Annotated in this window: 15 protein-coding genes; 11 read left to right on the top strand and 4 right to left on the bottom strand. The window is 69.0% G+C overall.

The window, feature by feature from the left end; translation table 11 throughout:
• Positions 1-237, bottom strand: a 237-nt coding sequence (locus HGB39_RS38150; RefSeq protein ID WP_210752726.1) for a hypothetical protein, incomplete at its 3' end; no start/stop codon positions are given.
• A gap of 1,113 nt (positions 238-1,350) precedes the next feature.
• On the opposite strand from HGB39_RS38150, the gene HGB39_RS15280 reads away from it, so the two are divergent.
• Complete coding sequence (locus HGB39_RS15280) at positions 1,351-1,929, top strand: helix-turn-helix domain-containing protein (RefSeq protein WP_005565399.1); 579 nt, start codon at positions 1,351-1,353, stop codon at positions 1,927-1,929.
• A 71-nt stretch (positions 1,930-2,000) separates the two neighbouring features.
• Here the strand turns inward: HGB39_RS15280 and HGB39_RS15275 are convergent, their stop codons facing one another.
• Complete coding sequence (locus tag HGB39_RS15275) at positions 2,001-2,591, bottom strand: hypothetical protein (RefSeq protein ID WP_005565397.1); 591 nt, start codon at positions 2,589-2,591, stop codon at positions 2,001-2,003.
• Positions 2,592-2,747: 156 nt separating this feature from the next.
• Between HGB39_RS15275 and pruA the strand changes: the two genes are divergently transcribed.
• The 8 genes from pruA to HGB39_RS15235 all read left to right on the top strand — a co-directional run bounded on the left by pruA (position 2,748) and on the right by HGB39_RS15235 (position 12,362).
• Positions 2,748-4,388, top strand: a complete 1,641-nt coding sequence (gene pruA / locus HGB39_RS15270) for an L-glutamate gamma-semialdehyde dehydrogenase (RefSeq protein WP_005263015.1) — start codon at positions 2,748-2,750, stop codon at positions 4,386-4,388.
• Positions 4,385-5,362 carry a proline dehydrogenase family protein gene (locus HGB39_RS15265; RefSeq protein ID WP_005565396.1) on the top strand — a complete coding sequence of 326 codons (978 nt, stop codon included), beginning with the start codon at positions 4,385-4,387 and terminating at the stop codon, positions 5,360-5,362. The genes pruA and HGB39_RS15265 overlap by 4 nt, the downstream gene beginning before the upstream one ends.
• A 54-nt stretch (positions 5,363-5,416) precedes the next feature.
• Entirely contained in the window at positions 5,417-6,076 is a 660-nt protein-coding gene (locus HGB39_RS15260; protein ID WP_005565394.1) for a rhomboid family intramembrane serine protease, read from the top strand.
• A 12-nt stretch (positions 6,077-6,088) separates the two neighbouring features.
• Positions 6,089-7,489 carry an acyl-CoA synthetase gene (locus HGB39_RS15255; protein WP_005565392.1) on the top strand — a complete coding sequence of 467 codons (1,401 nt, stop codon included), beginning with the start codon at positions 6,089-6,091 and terminating at the stop codon, positions 7,487-7,489.
• A gap of 52 nt (positions 7,490-7,541) precedes the next feature.
• A complete protein-coding gene (curA, locus tag HGB39_RS15250) occupies positions 7,542-8,582 on the top strand; it encodes an NADPH-dependent curcumin/dihydrocurcumin reductase (protein ID WP_005565390.1) in 1,041 nt (346 codons plus the stop codon).
• A 259-nt stretch (positions 8,583-8,841) separates the two neighbouring features.
• Positions 8,842-10,080, top strand: a complete 1,239-nt coding sequence (locus HGB39_RS15245; protein ID WP_005564613.1) for a PucR family transcriptional regulator — start codon at positions 8,842-8,844, stop codon at positions 10,078-10,080.
• A gap of 151 nt (positions 10,081-10,231) precedes the next feature.
• The gene (locus HGB39_RS15240; protein WP_005564612.1) at positions 10,232-11,878 is read left to right on the top strand and encodes a substrate-binding and VWA domain-containing protein; all 1,647 of its coding nucleotides are present in this window, start codon (positions 10,232-10,234) and stop codon (positions 11,876-11,878) included.
• A 70-nt stretch (positions 11,879-11,948) separates the two neighbouring features.
• Complete coding sequence (locus HGB39_RS15235; RefSeq protein WP_005263040.1) at positions 11,949-12,362, top strand: DUF1622 domain-containing protein; 414 nt, start codon at positions 11,949-11,951, stop codon at positions 12,360-12,362.
• An 18-nt stretch (positions 12,363-12,380) separates the two neighbouring features.
• Here HGB39_RS15235 and HGB39_RS15230 read toward each other — a convergent pair whose 3' ends face one another.
• Both HGB39_RS15230 and dapD read right to left on the bottom strand, forming a co-directional pair.
• Positions 12,381-13,772, bottom strand: a complete 1,392-nt coding sequence (locus HGB39_RS15230; protein WP_005263042.1) for an amino acid permease — start codon at positions 13,770-13,772, stop codon at positions 12,381-12,383.
• Positions 13,773-13,776: 4 nt separating this feature from the next.
• Entirely contained in the window at positions 13,777-14,730 is a 954-nt protein-coding gene (dapD, locus tag HGB39_RS15225) for a 2,3,4,5-tetrahydropyridine-2,6-dicarboxylate N-succinyltransferase (protein WP_037206621.1), read from the bottom strand.
• A gap of 140 nt (positions 14,731-14,870) precedes the next feature.
• Between dapD and HGB39_RS15220 the strand changes: the two genes are divergently transcribed.
• Positions 14,871-15,824, top strand: a complete 954-nt coding sequence (locus HGB39_RS15220) for an SMP-30/gluconolactonase/LRE family protein (RefSeq protein ID WP_005263044.1) — start codon at positions 14,871-14,873, stop codon at positions 15,822-15,824.
• 41 nt (positions 15,825-15,865) lie between these two features.
• Positions 15,866-16,939: a succinyl-diaminopimelate desuccinylase gene (gene dapE, locus HGB39_RS15215; RefSeq protein ID WP_005564609.1), complete on the top strand. Its 1,074-nt coding sequence runs from the start codon at positions 15,866-15,868 to the stop codon at positions 16,937-16,939.
• The last annotated feature ends 10 nt before the right edge of the window (positions 16,940-16,949 follow it).

Genomic DNA, 16,949 nt, shown 5'->3' with positions numbered 1-16,949 from the left:
GTAGGTGGTGCCGGGGTCCGTCCCGCCGTAGGTGGTGCCGGGGTCCGTCCCGCCGTAGGTGGTGCCGGGGTCCGTCCCGCCGTAGGTGGTGCCGGGGTCCGTCCCGCCGTAGGTGGTGCCGGGGTCCATCCCGCCGTAGGTGGTGCCGGGGTCCGTCCCGCCGTAGGTGGTGCCGGGGTCCGTCCCGCCGTAGGTGGTGCCGGGATCCGTCGCACCGTGTTGGTCCGTGCCCGCCATCGGTTGCACCGGAGCCGGTGCAACGAGCGGTGGCGCTACCCCTCCTTGGACAGGGCCCTGCGGTGGGGGCTCTGGAGCGGCCTCGACCGGGGGTGCGGGAACTGGCTGGGCGAGCGGCGCGGGTGCCGTCCCGTCATGGCCCGGTTCGGTGGCCGAGGGCACTGGGACGGGTGCTATCACCGGGGCCGGTATGGGCACCGGAGGAGCCGCCGCCGCGGGATCCGCCGGAGGATCGGGGATCTCAGCAGGTAGATCACCGGGTGCAGAATTTGCGGGGCCGGGGGCAGGGGGAGCTGGCGGCGCCGGCGCAGCAGCCGGTACGGGAACCGGCGCGGGCGCGGGCGGATCGGATACGGATTCAGGAGGCACTTCCGGACCCGGTGCGGGCTCGACCGGGGCGGCCACCTCGCTCCCCGGATCGGGCGCCTCGATCTGGGCGGCCGGGCGGTTCAACATCTTCGGGCCGGGTTGGACCGGGGTGTTCCCGTAGTTCACGTAAACGGCACCGATCAGGCCGATCGCGGCGATGCCGACGACAAGGAGAACCACAGCGGGCCCGCTGAGGCCAAGGAGCAGCCGGGCCTCCCGAGCCCTCTTCACGACGCCAAAGGGTCGGGCCGCCTGGGCGGCACTATTGGCGAGCCTGGCGCCCCGGCTGAGTGTCTGGACCGCCCGAGCGGCCTGGGCGGCGTTCTTAGCGTCTACGAACTTGCGCATCTCAAAGAACTTCTCGGCCATCTGCGCAGCTTCGGGGCCGTGCTTTCCGAGGAAAGCTGCTGTCTGAAGCTCCGCCTCGACTGTCGCGACGGTGGTGTTCGCCGCTGCGGCAGCTTCGGCCACGGTCATCTGCCCGTACCGCAGTTTCTCGATGATTGTTGCCCAGGGTATTCCTGGCTCGGTCATTGGGATTCTTCTTCTATCGTCTGGAGCATCCCTTCGGTTGGGAACACCCTCGTGGTTGCGGACAACCCTCGTCCTCACGCACCGGAAGGTGCACCAGCCCTAGGGTGAACAAACGGACACCTCAGGTGCGACTTCTAACACCCCGCGGTTGGTCACAATCGAACCGCCCGGGTCGATGGTGGCGACAACGTCACTGCCGTCAGGCCGGTCATGGTTAACACCGGCGACGGCCTGGCCGCCGCCCGTGCCCGCGGCCGGAAGGGTGGCCGGCCCTCGAAGCTCAGCTCGGACCAGATCGAACTCGCTCAACGCCTGTACGACGCGGGGGAACACACCGTCGCGCAGATGGCGGGCATGCTGAAAGTGCCGCGCACCACGGTGTATGGGCATTTGAACAAGCGCGTGGACATCGCGCCGGTTACGCAGGAGATCACCGTAGTCGCCGATCCACCTGCACCGCTGCCGACGTCTCGGACGTGCCCGACCTGTGGACATGAACCCACCACTCGCGCCGAGGTAGCGCACCAAACTGCGGACCTCGCGGTGGCCTGGCTCCACGCCGATCCCGACCACCGAGGGACAGTCGCCAGCCGCCACCACTGTCGGCATTGCGAACCCGGGCAACCTTCATTCGATGTCGCCTGCAGCATTTGCGGCGACGGGCCCATCCTCGCCGGCACACTCGCCGAGCAAGCGAAGAACGGCAACCTGACTGAGCCGGTTCAACGATGGCTCTCGGCCGCAGGGTGGACGGTCACACCGGATCGCTTATGCCAGGGCCACGCATGAGATGCGCCGGGCTGACCCACGTGCCACGGTGGAGGAATACCGCACCTTTCGAATACCGCACACCACCAGTCTTACGCGACGTCCGGGTGGTAGCCGGCTGCGAGGACGGCGACGGTGGGCGGCGGTGTCAGGACGGTGGCGGTGCCGGTCGGCCGGTTCGCCGGAGTCCCGTATCCCTCGGCCGACCACGAAACGACGGTCTCACCCAGCACGAGGGCGGGGCCGCCGTCGAACAGCGCGAAGGCGCCGTCGGGCAACGACGACCACGGGGCCTCGTGCGTGCGCTGGTGGGAACCGACCAGCCGTTCCGCGTGCAACCGGGCGTCCATCTCGTCCGCGCCGGGCTGCCCGCCCCCGTGTGCCGACTGCCAGGCGGCGCGAAAGTCGTTGTACCGCTCGCGTCGGCACAGGGCGCACGGCCGGTGCCCGGCCGCGAGGGCCACCGCCTCGTCGTGGAAGAACAGAACCGTGTAATGGCCCTCGCTCCACTGGGCGACGGTGCGGGCCGGGTAGTCGGTGACGCAGATGATCCACCGCTTGCCGGAATGGTTGCGCACGACGGTGTGCCCGCGGTGCAGGCAGCCCCGGTTCCCCATGAACCGGCCACGGAGTGGAATGGCGACGACCTCGGATCGGGGTGACACGCGATTCCGTTCGGCCATGTGCCGATGGTAGCCAGCCGACCCGCGCGTCAAAACCGGATGAGTACCCCCATCCGGCGCTAACCTGGGCTCAAGGGTTCCGCTCGGACGGGTGTCCCCGTCCGCCCGCGGTCCCGGTCACAGTTCCTCACGATCTGAGGGCAGGAGGCAGGCAGCATGGACGCCATCACCCAGGTTCCGGTGCCCACCAACGAGCCGGTCCACACGTACGCGCCGGGCAGTCCCGAACGTTCCCGAGTGCAATCGGCACTCACCGACATCGCCACCAATCCCGTCGACATCCCGCACGTGATCGGCGGGAAACACCGGCACGGCAACGGCGAGCGCGTCGACGTCGTGCAACCCCACCGGCACGCCGCCGTGCTCGGCACACTGCGCAGCGCCACCCACGACGACGCGTCGGCGGCGGTCGAGGCGGCCACGGCCGCGGCACCGCACTGGCGGGCCCTCTCGTTCGACGACCGGGCCGCGGTCATCCTGCGCGCCGCCGACCTGCTGTCCGGGCCGTGGCGCGAGACGCTCGCCGCGGCGACGATGCTCGGCCAGTCGAAGTCGGTTCAGCAGGCGGAGATCGACGCGCCGTGCGAGCTGATCGACTTCTGGCGCTTCAACGTTCACTTCGCCCGCCAGATCCTCGCCGATCAGCCGATCTCCTCACCGGGTGTGTGGAACCGGCTCGAATACCGTCCGCTCGAGGGCTTCGTCTACGCCATCACGCCGTTCAACTTCAGCGCGATCGCGGGCAACCTGCCGACCGCGCCCGCGTTGATGGGCAACACGGTGATCTGGAAGCCGTCGTCGACGCAGACCGTCGCCGCGTACTGGACCATCAAGCTGCTCGAGGCTGCGGGAATGCCTCCGGGTGTGATCAATCTGCTCACCGGCAGCGGGCAGGCGGTCTCGGAGGTGCTGCTGAGCGATCCTCGCCTCGCGGGTATCCACTTCACCGGGTCGACCCGGACGTTCCAGCATCTGTGGAGCGAGGTGGGCGCGAACATCGGGAAGTACGCCGGCTACCCCCGGCTGGTGGGGGAGACCGGCGGGAAGGACTTCGTGGTCGCGCACGCGTCGGCCGACGAGGACGTGTTGCGAACGGCGCTGATCCGCGGCGCGTTCGAATACCAGGGCCAGAAGTGTTCGGCCGCTTCCCGTGCGTACGTCCCGAAGTCGCTGTGGCGGCGGATGCGGGACACGTTCACCGCGGAAGTCGACGCCCTCACCTACGGTGACGTGACGGATCTGGAGAATTTCGGCGGTGCCCTCATCGACCGGCGTGCGTACGACAAGAACGTCGCGGCCATCGAACGCGCCCGCAGCGCTACTGGCCTCGAGATCGCCGTCGGCGGCAAGTACGACGACAGCGTCGGCTACTTCGTCCGCCCCACCGTGCTCCTCGCCGACGACCCGGCCGACGAGGCGATGACCACCGAGTACTTCGGTCCGATCCTGACGGTGCACGTGTACGACGACTCGGCGCCGAACGCGTTCGCCGACGTGCTCGCCACGGTCGACTCGGCGGCCCCGTACGCGCTGACCGGTGCGGTGATCGCCGACGACCGCCAGGCCGTCGAGCAGGCAACGTCTGCTCTCCGGTTCACCGCCGGAAACTTCTACGTCAACGACAAGCCGACCGGTGCCGTCGTCGGGCAACAGCCGTTCGGTGGGGCCCGCGCCTCGGGCACGAACGACAAGGCCGGGTCCAAGCTCAACCTGCTGCGGTGGGTGTCGGCCCGCACCATCAAGGAGACGTTCGTCCCCGCCACCGATTACCGATATCCGCACATGGGGTCGGAATGAAAGCGCCCACGGTTCTGGCGAATCCGCTGCGCCCGGCGATCCTCGCGGCGGCCCGGTCGTCCCGCGTCAAACGGGCGGTCACCGGCGCCCCCGTCACACGGAAACTCGTCGACCGCTTCGTCGCCGGGGAGAACCGGGAGTCGGCGCTCGCAACCGTCCGGGAGATCCTCGATTCGGGCCGGTCGGTGTCGATCGACTTCCTCGGTGAGGACACGCGTGACGCGGCCGGAGCCCAGGCGACGGTCGACGAATATCTGGCGCTCGTAGCCGATCTCGGAGCGCTACCGGAAGCCGCGGAAGGGACTTCGGGTGTTCGCCGCCTCGAGGTGTCGATGAAACTGTCGGCGCTCGGGCTGGCACTCGCCGGCGACGGTCGCAGGATCGCCACCGACAACGCCCGCACGATCTGCGCCGCCGCGGAGGCGGCCGGGGTGTGGGTGACCGTGGACGCCGAAGACCACACGACCACCGATTCGACGCTGGCGATCGTGCGTGAACTCCGCAGCGACTACCCCTGGCTCGGTGCGGTGGTGCAGTCGTACCTGCGACGCACCGAGGACGACTGCCGTGCCCTCGCCGGCCCCGGTTCGAGAGTCCGGCTCTGCAAGGGGGCGTACCGGGAACCCGAGTCCGTGGCTTTCCAGGACCGCGCCGCCGTGGACGCGTCGTATCTGCGCTGCCTCGGGATCCTGATGGACGGATCCGGGTACCCGATGGTGGCCTCGCACGATCCGGCCGTCATCGACGCGGTCGCCCCGCTGGTCGGGCGCACCGGCCGCGCCGCGGACGCCTACGAGCACCAGATGCTGTTCGGGATCCGGGACGTCGAGCAGCGTCGGCTCGCGAACGAGGACAAGCAGGTTCGGGTGTACGTGCCTTACGGAAGTCAGTGGTACGCGTACTTCATGCGGCGGCTGGCCGAGCGTCCCTCGAACCTGCGGTTCTTCCTGCGCTCGGTGGTCACCCGGGACTGACCGGTGCAGTCGCGGTTCGGTTCCCGCGAGGGCGCGCCGTTGTAGAGTTTCGCGGTGACGACTTCTGGCGCGGGATGGACCAGCGCGGTCCTCTTAGCGGTCGTTCTCGTACTCGCGACGCTGCTCGGTTCGACGCGCATCGGCGAGGTCCGGCTCACCCGTCCGCCGCGCACCGCGGTGGTGTTGTGGTTGCTGATCGCGGTGCCGTCGCTGCTGCAGTTCGTCGTCCCCGCAGTCCTCGACGCCCTCGAGCGTGACCCCACCCAGATCCGGGACCACCAGTGGTGGCGGATCGTCACCTCGGTTGCGGTGCAGGACGGGGGACTGGCCGGAACCGTGGTGAATCTGCTCGTTCTCGCCTGGGTGGCCCCGCTCGCGGTCCGGGTCTGGGGTGGAGCGCGGGCCGTACTGCTGTTCGTGGCGAGCCAGATCATCTTCGGCCTGTTCACCGCGTTCCTGTTCCCGTCGCCCGGCGCGGGCAACTCGGGTGCCACGCTCGCGCTGGCCGCGTCCCTCGCCGGTCTGGTGGTGATGCAGTCCAAGGAGCGGCGAGCACTCGCCGCGAGCGGCAGCATCGTCGTCGCCGGTGTCCTGCTGGTGGTCGTCGACGACGCCCACGGACTGGCTGTTCTGACCGGGGCGCTGCTGGGCGCGGCGCTGGCCACCGTCAGTCCGCCACCGGGAGACCCACCGGACCGCGTCCGGGCCCTGTGAGAAGCTGACCGTGTGCTGCTGCGATCTCTGAACCCTCTGGCCGTCGCCCAGGGCGCCGACATTCCCGACGCCATCCGGATCGGCGATACCACCCTGTCGCGCGGCGACGTGCTCGGTGCGGCGACGTCCGTGGCCGAACGTGTGGCACGCGCGGATCGGGTCGCGATCCTCGCCACCCCCACCGTCACCACCGTCCTCGCCGTCGTGGGCTGCCTCATCGCCGGGGTGACCGCGGTGCCGGTGCCGCCCGATTCCGGCTCCGCCGAACTCGAGCACATCCTGCGCGATTCCGGCGCGCAGGCGTGGCTGGGCGAGGCGCCCGCGGACGCGGCGGGCCTGCCCGTCGTTCCGGTCCGCGTCCACGCCCGGTCGTGGCACAGCTACCCGGAGCCGCCCGAGTCGGACATCGCGTTCGTGCTCTACACCTCCGGCACCACGGGGCCGCCCAAGGGGGTTCTGATCAGCAGGAAGGCCATCGCCGCCGGCCTCGATGCCCTCGCGGACGCCTGGCAGTGGACCGGCAACGACACACTGGTGCAGGGACTTCCGCTGTTCCACGTCCACGGTCTCATCCTCGGTGTGCTGGGACCGTTGCGTATCGGCAGCCGTCTCGTCCACACGGTCAAGCCCACCCCGGCGGCCTACGCCGCGGCACGGGGAACGATGTACTTCGGTGTTCCCACGGTGTGGAGTCGCATCGCCGACGACCCCGAGTCGGCGCGCGCGTTGTCGGGTGCGCGACTGCTGGTGTCGGGCAGCGCCCCGTTGCCCGTGCCGGTGTTCGAGAAGCTGCACGAGCTGACCGGGCTCGCACCGATCGAGCGGTACGGCATGAGCGAGACGATGCTCACGCTCAGCACCCGGGCCGACGGCGAGCGTCGCCCGGGGTGGGTCGGTGTGCCGGTCCGCGGCGTCGAGACCCGGCTGCGCGACGAGCGCGGCGGCGACGTCCCCCACGACGGCGAATCCATCGGCGGTCTGCAGGTGCGGGGCCCGATGCTCTTCGACGGCTATCTGGGCCGGCCCGACGCGACGGCCGAATCCTTCACGGACGACGGCTTCTTCAAGACCGGCGACGTCGCCGTCATCGACCCGGACGGGTTCCACCGCATCGTCGGCCGCGAATCCACGGACCTCATCAAGTCGGGCGGATTCCGGGTCGGGGCGGGGGAGGTGGAGACCTCTCTTCTCGGCCACCCGAGTGTGCGGGAAGCCGCGGTGGTCGGCCTTCCCGACCCGGACCTCGGGCAGCGGCTGGTGGCGTTCGTCGTGGGGGACGACGTGTCGGAATCCGAGCTGATCGAGCATGTGGCCACCGAACTGTCGGTGCACAAGCGGCCCCGCGAGATCCGCGTCGTCGAGTCGCTTCCGCGCAACGCGATGGGCAAGGTGCAGAAGAAGCAACTGTTCTGAAATCGGTAGGCTGGCGAACGATACCGGCCCGACACGGATTGGCAGGCGCACAGTGAGTGTGGAGAGCATCGTTCAGAGCACCCGAATCGTCCTCGCGTCACGGCCGGACGGTGCGCCGACCGCCGACAACTTCCGGCTCGAGGCGGTGAACCTGCCCGAACCCGCCGACGGTCAGGTGCTGGTCCGCGTCATCTACCTGTCCCTCGACCCGTACATGCGCGGCCGGATGAGTGCGGCGGAGTCCTACGCCGACCCGGTCGAGATCGACGAGGTCATGGTCGGTGGCACCGTCGGGCAGGTGGTCGATTCCCGGCACCCGGATTTCGCAACCGGTGACTACGTTCTCGGGTATGCGGGCTGGCAGTCGCACGCCGTGGTCGACGGCAACCAACTCCGCACACTCGACCGCGACGCCGCGCCGCTGTCGACCGCCGTCGGAGTTCTCGGCATGCCGGGCTTCACCGCGTACTCCGGCCTGTTGAAGATCGGGCAACCGAAGGCGGGTGAGACGGTGGTCGTCGCGGCGGCCAGTGGTCCGGTCGGCTCGGCGGTGGGGCAGATCGCGAAACTGAAGGGCGCCCGTGCCGTCGGGATCGCAGGCGGACCGGAGAAGTGTGCCTACCTGCTGGACGAACTCGGATTCGACGCCGCCGTCGACCACCGGTCCCCGAACTTCGCCGAGGAACTGCGCGCCGCGTGTCCCGACGGCATCGACGTGTACTTCGAGAACGTCGGCGGTGCGGTGGCCGTGGCAGTGCTGCCGCTGCTCAACCTGTATGCGCGAGTTCCCGTGTGCGGCTTGATCGCGCAGTACAACGACACGGGGGTCCCCGAGGGGCCGGATCGGCTGCCGGGATTCTTCACCCGGGTGCTGGTCAAGAGCCTCACGATCCGCGGATTCATCCAGCGCGAGTTCGTCTCCGAGATGTACGCGGACTTCCAGCGTGATGTGTCCGGGTGGATCCGAGAGGGCCGATTCGCCTACCGCGAGGACATCGTCGACGGGCTCGAGAATGCGCCTGCGGCGTTCATCGGCCTCCTCCGGGGCAGCAACTTCGGCAAGCTGGTGGTCCGGGTCGCCGAGGAGAACTGACACACCCCGGTCTGTGGCACCTCACACCCGCGGGGATGCCGGGAGGGCCCCGCTCGGCCCGGAGCCGAGACTCGACCGGCGGTCGATTCGCCGCCGGACACGGGACCGGACGACGGCCGTCCACGTCGGATCGCCCGTATTCGCCCTGGACAGGGCTCTGTCGTGATACAACGGTGACAGAAGCGAACCCTCGTTATGTTTTCGTGATGTCGATGGTGCGGGAGTTCGGTGTCATCCACATATGGGAGTGATCAGATCTATGACGAATCATAGTTCGGGGCCGGGTTCGCAGATCCTCGTCGACGGCAGGCCCGCCTCCGCCCCGCTGCGCGACACACTGACGGTCGCGCAGAAACTGGTCCGGCATTTCGCCGACAACGTGACCCCGTGCGGTTCGCTTCCCGGCGAACAGCTGCAGAGCGACGTCATGGATTTCACGATCGTCTGCCTCGGCCTCGGTATCCAGATGCTCGACGAGGGCATCAGCCCGACGGACGAGGACCTCGCAGAGGTGCGCAACAGTTCCGCGCGCTGGGCCCGCGAGGGATTCCCGTTGAAGCTCGTACTCCGCATCCTGCACGAAGGTATCCAGGAGGCCGGCGACCTCGTCGCCTCGAACGCCCGCGAGGAAGACCTGCCCGAACTCCTGGTCATCCAGAAGGTGATGTTCAGCCTCCTCGAATGCGTGACCGTCGCCGCCACGACCAGCTACGTGGAGGAACTCGAAGCCGTCAACAGCGAACGTGACGGTGCCGCGGTCAATCTCGTCACGGCGCTGCTCAGCGGCAGAAAGGCGGCGACCGCCGCGCGGCACGCGGGCGTGGAGCTGGCCGACGAGTACGTGGTGCTGGGACTGTCGATTCCGTCGCATCCCACGGAGGCCGTGACACACCGGCGCAAAACCGTCGTCGCCCGGCAGAAGCTCCGCCGGTTGCAGATCGAGCTCGCGGACGCCGCGGGTGGTGCCGCCCTCTGTTCGCTGAGCCCGGACGGTGGAACGCTGTTGCTGCCCGGCTCACCCGAGCGGGCCTGGATGGTGTCCCTGCTCGACCGCATCGGAGCGGCCGCCGGAGTTCCGCTCACCGCCACGGCAACCCGGGTTCGCACCGCCGGTATCCCCGCGGCTGCCGACCAGGTCCACGAACTCCTCGACCTCGCCCATCAGCTGGCGCTGGAACCGGGTCTCTACGAGATGGACGATCTGGCGCTCGAATACCAGCTCACCCGGCCCGGACCGGGCAGAAGCCACCTGGCGCGGCTCCTCGAGCCGTTGCAGGGCTCACCCGAACTGATCGAAACGCTCGAGGTGCACATCGGCCACGATCTCAATCGGCAGCGCACCGCGAAGCAGATGCACCTTCACACCAATACGGTGGACTACCGGCTCAAGCGGGTGGCGCAGCTGACGGGCTGCGATCCGACCCGCCCGTCCGGGCTGCGGCAGATCCAGGCCGCGCTCGTCGCCCGCCGGCTCGAGGTCGCACAACTCGAGCGCTGACTCGCTGGTCGCCCCCGAGGCGGAAGAGGGCACCGCCCCGTCACTAGCGCAGCATCGTACGCTGCACCGTTCGCTACGATGTGGGGCGGATCATATTCGGTCCGGGTGTGTCGGTGGTCGTCTCGTGACCGAAATGTTAGGGAGGCAGACGATGGCCGGAGGGCGTCATTCGAGCGCGGGGCAGGAGCGCGGTGGTCGCTCGCCCGGGTTCTACGCGGTGTGCGCCGCTGTCGTGATCGGGCTCGTGGCCTCCGTGGTCGTCGTCGTTCAGGCGGTGCGCTCCTGGGCCGACGACTGCGATCAGGTCACCGACTACACGCTCGCCGCCGACCCGAGCATCGTGCCCGCTCTGAACCGCATTCTCGGCGAGGCGAAGGACACCGACCTGGGCTGCGCGAACGTCGCTGTCAGCGGCGCGACGTCCGGCGACATCGCGGGACGGCTCGGCAAGGGGACCGACGCCCCGGATCTCTGGATCCCCGACACCGGCGCCTGGGTGGGCAAGGCGGCACTCACCGCAGCCGGTCCGGTCGAGGTGATGTCGGGTTCGATCGCATCGTCGCCCGTTGTCCTGGCGTCCCGCGAGGCGGACGCCCCCACGGCGCCGACGTGGCTCGCGGCCCTCCAGATCAAGGACATCCAGCTGGGCAACCCCCTCGTGACCGGGGTGGCGCAGGCTCCGATCAACGCGGCACTCGCCGAGGGCCAGGCCGATCCCGTGTCCGCGGGGACGGTGCGGGCGGCGCTGGTCCCGCTCGCGCAGGAGGAGAGTGCACGCACCGCGGACGAGCCCGTTGGCGAGGAGATGCTGCAGGGCGTCGTCGACAACGGCGGAGTTGCCGTGGCCACCGAACAGTCCGTGCTCGACTTTTCCGACGGTGACGGCGCGCGCACGCTCACCGCGACGGTGCCCCCGACGGGCAGCAACTTCATGAACTTCCCGCTCGTCGTCACGTCGCCGGCCCCCGACCGGCACTACAAGGCCACCCAGGTGGCACGTGCCGTCGCCGCGGTTCTCGGTGGCGAGGAGGCCCGCGCGGTACTCGCGGAGCACGGATTCCGCGGACCCGACGGGAGTCCACTGGCCGACGGCCGCGGTGTCGGCAGGGTCACCAAGCTCGCGCTCGAGGACGAGTCGGCACTACAGGACGCCCTCGGCGGGTGGGCGTTGATGGCATTACCCATTCGCACGCTCGTCGCGATCGACGTGTCGGGGTCGATGGAGACCCCCGCAGGCAGCCGGTCGCGCATGGATCTCACGGTCGATGCCGCACTCGCCGGCAATGCGATGTTCCCGGACAGCGTGTCGGCGGGGTTGTGGGCGTTCTCGCAGGGCCTCGGTGGGGGACCGCAGGACTACAAGGAGATGGTCTCGATCCGCCGCTACGACACGGTGGTCGACGGTCTCACGCAGCGCCAGCTGATGGCGCAGCAGGCGGGGAAGGTCGACGCGCTGATCGGCGGCGGCACCGGTCTGTACGACACGACGCTCGCCGCGTTCCGGACGGTGCAGGAGACGTACGACCCGCGCGCTGTGAACAGTGTGATCATCCTGACCGACGGCGCCAACGAGGATCCGGACTCCATCACGAAGGAACAGCTCCTGAGCATCCTGCAGCGTGAGACGGATCCGGCCCGGCCCGTCATCATCGTGACGATCGGCATCACCGACGACGCGGACGCGGCCACGCTCGCCGAGATCTCGCGGGTGACCGGAGGATCGAGCTACGTCGCGAAGGATCCCGCCGACATCGCCAACGTGTTCGTCAACGCGTTGGCCGCCCGCGGTCGGAGCTAGACGCCTGGCGTGATGCTTGGAACGACCGGGCTCGACTGCGAACACCGTCCCGAACAGGAACACTCACACCATGGACACTGTCAGGTTCTTCGAACTCGCAACCGAAGTGTTCGAAGTGCTCGGTGTCCTCGCGATGATTGTCGGGTTCCTCTTCGCCTTCTTCCTCGCGGTGCGCGCGTGGAAGCGGACCGGAGACGGCACTCAGGCGTTCAAGACCCTGAGGGAGTCGCTCGGCGGCGCGATCCTGCTCGGCCTGGAATTGCTCGTCGCGGCAGACATCGTCAAGACGGTCACGTCGACACCGTCACTGACCGATGCCGCCGTCCTGGGAGTGATCGTGCTGATCCGCACCGTGCTGAGCCTGTCCATCGAGATCGAAATCGACGGTGTCGCACCGTGGCGGAAGGCGTTCGTGACCGGACCGCAGGTGCTCGCCCATGCGGCGCGCTCGTCCGCGGGGCAGGAGTCGAGTTCGGGCCGGTGAGTCGCCGGCCCGAACCGGTCACACCGTCTGCGACCGCTTGCGCAGCCGGGTGTTGAGCACACCGAGCGCCGCGATCGCGAGGAACAGGACGCACGTCGAGATCAGCTGGGTGCGGGCGTCGGTGTCGAAGAGCATGAGCACGACGAAACCGGCGAGCATTGCGAGCGTGACGTAGCTGAGCCACGGGAACAGCCACATCCGCACGGTCAGCTTGCCCTCGCGTTCGAGCCGCGGGCGCAGTCTCAGATGCGAGACGACGATGAAAATCCAGATGACCAGGAGCGCCGAACCGACGGCGTTCAGGAGAAGTCCCAGGAGGTCGTCCGGCAGCCACCAGTTGAGCAGGACGCTGACGAAACCGAAGAACACCGACAGCAGCACCGCATTGAGGGGTACCCCGGAATTCGAGATCCGGGCCATGAACGCGGGACCGTCGCCGCGCCGGGACAGCGAGTACGCCATCCGCGACGTGCCGTAGATGTTGGCGTTGAACGCCGACAACAACGCGACCACGACCACCAGTTCCATGAACCCGGCCACGTACGGGATGTGCGCCTGGTTGAGGACGGCCACGAACGGTCCGCTCTTGAGGTCCGAGGAATCCCAGGGAAGGACGAGGACCATGATCGAGATCGAACCGAGGTAGAAGACGCTGATACGCCAGACGACGCTGCGCACCGCCACGGCGATCGACCGCTCGGGATCCTCGGATTCGGCGGCGGCGATGGTCACGATCTCGATGCCGCCGAAGGCGAACGCCACCACCAGCAGTCCCGCGGCGACACCGGCGAAGCCTTCCGGCATGAAGCCGCCGTGGCCGAAGAGGTTGGTGGTGCCCACCGGTTCGGTGTCCGGCAGCAGGCCGAACACCAGCAGCACGCCGATCACCAGGAACGCGATGATGACGGTGACCTTGATGGCGGCGAACCAGAACTCGAACTCGCCGAAGTTGCTGACCTTCGCGAGGTTGACGGCCGCGAAGAAGATCACGAACACGAGGGCGACGACCCACTGCGGCACGCCGGGCAGCCAGCCGCTCACGATGCCGGAGGCGCCGGTGATCTCGGCGCCGAGCACCATGATCAGCATGAACCAGTAGAGCCAGCCCATCACGAATCCGGCCCACTCGCCGATGCCGATCCGCGCGTAGTGCGAGAAGGATCCGCTGGCGGGGATCGCCGCTCCCATCTCGCCGAGCATCCGCATCACGAAGACGACGATGATGCCGGCGAGAAGGTAGGAGACGAGGACGGCGGGACCGGCGGTCGCGATGCCGACACCGGTGCCGAGGAACAGTCCGGCACCGATCGCGGAACCGAGGCCCATCATCGTGAGGTGACGGACCTTCAGGCCCCGGCCCAGGGTGCTGGTCGAATCGCTCACGGTGCCGGGTGTTCGCGTACCGCTCACCGGGTCAGTCGTTTGCGTGCAGAGCGGCGTTCAGTTCCACGCCGGTGCCCTTCCACGGCACGACCTCGACGGCTCCCGACACGGAGTTACGACGGAACAGCAGGTTGGACTGGCCGTTGAGTTCCTTGGCCTTCACGACGGTGCCGTCCGGCCCGGTGACCTTGGTGCCCGCGGTCACGTACAGGCCGGCCTCGAGGACGCAGTCGTCGCCGAGCGAGATGCCGAGACCGGCGTTGGCGCCGAGCAGGCAGCGCTTGCCGACGGAGATGGTCTCCTTGCCGCCACCGGACAGGGTGCCCATGATCGACGCACCGCCGCCCACGTCGGATCCGTCGTCGACGACGACGCCCGCGGAGATACGGCCTTCGACCATGGAGTTGCCGAGCGTACCGGCGTTGAAGTTGACGAAGCCCTCGTGCATCACGGTGGTGCCGCTTGCCAGGTGGGCGCCGAGGCGGACGCGGTCGGCGTCGGCGATGCGGACGCCGGACGGCACGACGTAGTCGACCATGCGCGGGAACTTGTCGACACCGAACACGGTGACCACGCCGCGGATGCGCAGACGCGACCGCACCTTCTCGAAGCCCTCGACCGCACAGGGACCGAAGTTGGTCCACACCACGTTGGACAGCAATCCGAACAGACCGTCGAGGTTGACGCCGTGCGGGGTCACGAGGCGATGCGAGAGGAGGTGAAGGCGCAGGTAGGCGTCGTGGGCGTCGACCGGCGGCGCCGACAGGTCGGCGATGGTGGTGCGCACCACGACCTGGTCGACCTCACGCGCCTCGTCGGGTCCGGCGAGAAGTGCCAGATCGGAGGGGATGTCGCCACCCTCGATCCGCACGGTGCCCGCGTCGTCGAAGTTTCCCAGCTCGGGCGCCGGGAACCAGGTGTCGAGGACCGTGCCGCCGACGGTCACGTTGGCGATGCCTACTGCTGATGCTCCCTGTGTGCTCACGGCAGTAAAGGTTACTGCCTCATTACTCGGGCATTCCCAGCGGTCGTTATCGGGCGTGATCGAATCGAAACCGAGCGGGTTCCGGCGATGTGGGGGACCATGCACGGGGCACGTGGGACACACCGGGAAAGGTCGTGGGAATGCGCATGTCGCACTGGGGTCGATTCATCGGAGGAGGCGTCCGGGCCGTGGCCGCGGGTGCGCTGCTCGCCGGGGCCGTGTCGGTGGTGGCGCCGCAGACCGCGTCCGCCGCTCCGGTGTGCCCGGGCGCCGGCCAGGCACCGGTCCTCGTCGGGCGGGTGCCGGGAGCGGCGCTCGAGGGAGTCGCCGTGGACGGCGGCGGCCGTCTTTACACGACGGACCTTCTGAGCGGGCGGGTGTTCCGCCTCGACGCCCCGGGAGCCCCCGCGGTCCCGGTCGCGACGGTGCCGGACGGCGGGGCCGGGGCGCTGGCCTGGGCGTCGGACGGTTCACTGCTGGTGGGGTACGGCGCGGACGCCCGCGTGTTCCTCGGCGACATCCTGCGTCCGGGTGCGATCGCGAAGCTGAACACCGCGACCAACGTGCTCACCCCGTTCGTATCGGGACTGAGCGCGGCGAACGGACTCGATGTCGCCGCCGACGGAACCGCATACGCCACCAACGACTTCGGAACCCAGATCGGACGGGTGTTCCCCGACGGGCGGGTGGAGCCCCACTGGGCGACGCTGCCCAGCGCCAACGGCGCGGTGCTCGGCGCGGACGATCGGTACCTCTACGTGTCGCGGACGTTCGTGAATCCGGGCGTGAGCCGGATCCCGCTCTCGAACCCCGGAGCGCCCGAGAGCATCCTCGACCTGTCCGGTCTCGACACCTTCGCCGCACCCGACGGTCTGGCCCTGGACTCGAGAGGCCGTCCGGTGGTCCCGGCCAACGTGCGCGGCGAGATCTGGCGCCTCGACTCGCCGGGGCGGTACTGCGTGCTGGCGTCCGGTCTGCCGACGTCGAGCATGGTCGTCTACGGGCAGGGGTCCGGCGGCTTCTCGGCGGGACGGCTGTTCCGCATCGGTTTCGACGGTGCGATCTACGAGATCCCGGGCGGCTTCGACGGGTAGCAACGCCCGAGCGGGCGGACGGGTCGGCTTAGGGTGGACGGGTGAGCCCACTCGACCTCCACGCCGATCCCATCGACCTCACCGCCGCCCTGGTGGACATCCCGAGCGTCTCGCACGACGAGTCGGCGATCGCCGCCGCCGTCGAGTCGGCGCTGCGGGAGCAGACCACCGGTTTCGAGATCATCCGAAACGGCAACGCCGTGCTCGCCCGGACCGATCGGGGACTGCCGAGCCGGGTGATGCTCGCCGGTCACCTCGACACGGTGCCGATCGCGGACAACGTGCCCTCGCGGCGTGAGGGCGATCTGCTGCACGGATGCGGAACGGTCGACATGAAGTCGGGTGACGCGGTGTTCCTGCACCTCGCCGCAACCATCGAGAACCTCGCGCACGATCTGACCCTGGTGTTCTACGACTGCGAGGAGATCGCGGCCGTCCACAACGGGCTCGGACGGATCGAACGCGAGAACCCCGACTGGCTGCGCGCGGACGTCGCGATCCTCGGCGAGCCGACCGGAGGCCTCATCGAGGCGGGGTGCCAGGGCACGTTGCGGGTGACGCTGACCACCCGCGGCACCCGTGCGCACTCCGCGAGATCGTGGCTGGGCGACAACGCGATCCACCGCTTCGCCCCGGTTCTGCAGCGGCTGTCGGACTACACCGCGCGGTCGGTGGACATCGACGGCTGCGTGTACCGGGAGGGGTTGTCCGCCGTGCGGATCGCCGGTGGGGTCGCGGGAAACGTGGTTCCCGACGCGGCGGAGATGGACGTGAACTTCCGCTTCGCCCCCGACCGCAGCGCCGAGCAGGCCATCGACCACGTGCGGGAGGTCTTCGACGGCCTCGAGCTGGGTTTCGAGGTCACCGACCTGTCGCCGGGAGCCCTGCCCGGGCTGAGCGATCCCGCGGCCGCGGCCCTGATCGAGGCGGCGGGCGGCGAGTTCCGCGCCAAGTACGGGTGGACCGACGTGTCACGGTTCTCCGCCCTCGGCATCCCGGCCGTCAACTACGGTCCCGGCGATCCGAACCTCGCACACAAGCGGGACGAGCACGTGCCCGTCCAGCAGATCACGGACGTGACGACCGTGCTGCGCGCCTACCTGAGCGCCCCGTGACTGCCCGGTG

Origin of the sequence: Rhodococcus opacus, assembly GCF_012396235.1 — a bacterium.
GTDB lineage: Bacteria > Actinomycetota > Actinomycetes > Mycobacteriales > Mycobacteriaceae > Rhodococcus_F > Rhodococcus_F opacus.
The sequence above is the reverse complement of the archived record's forward strand: the minus strand, read 5'-3'. Positions and strand labels throughout refer to the sequence as shown.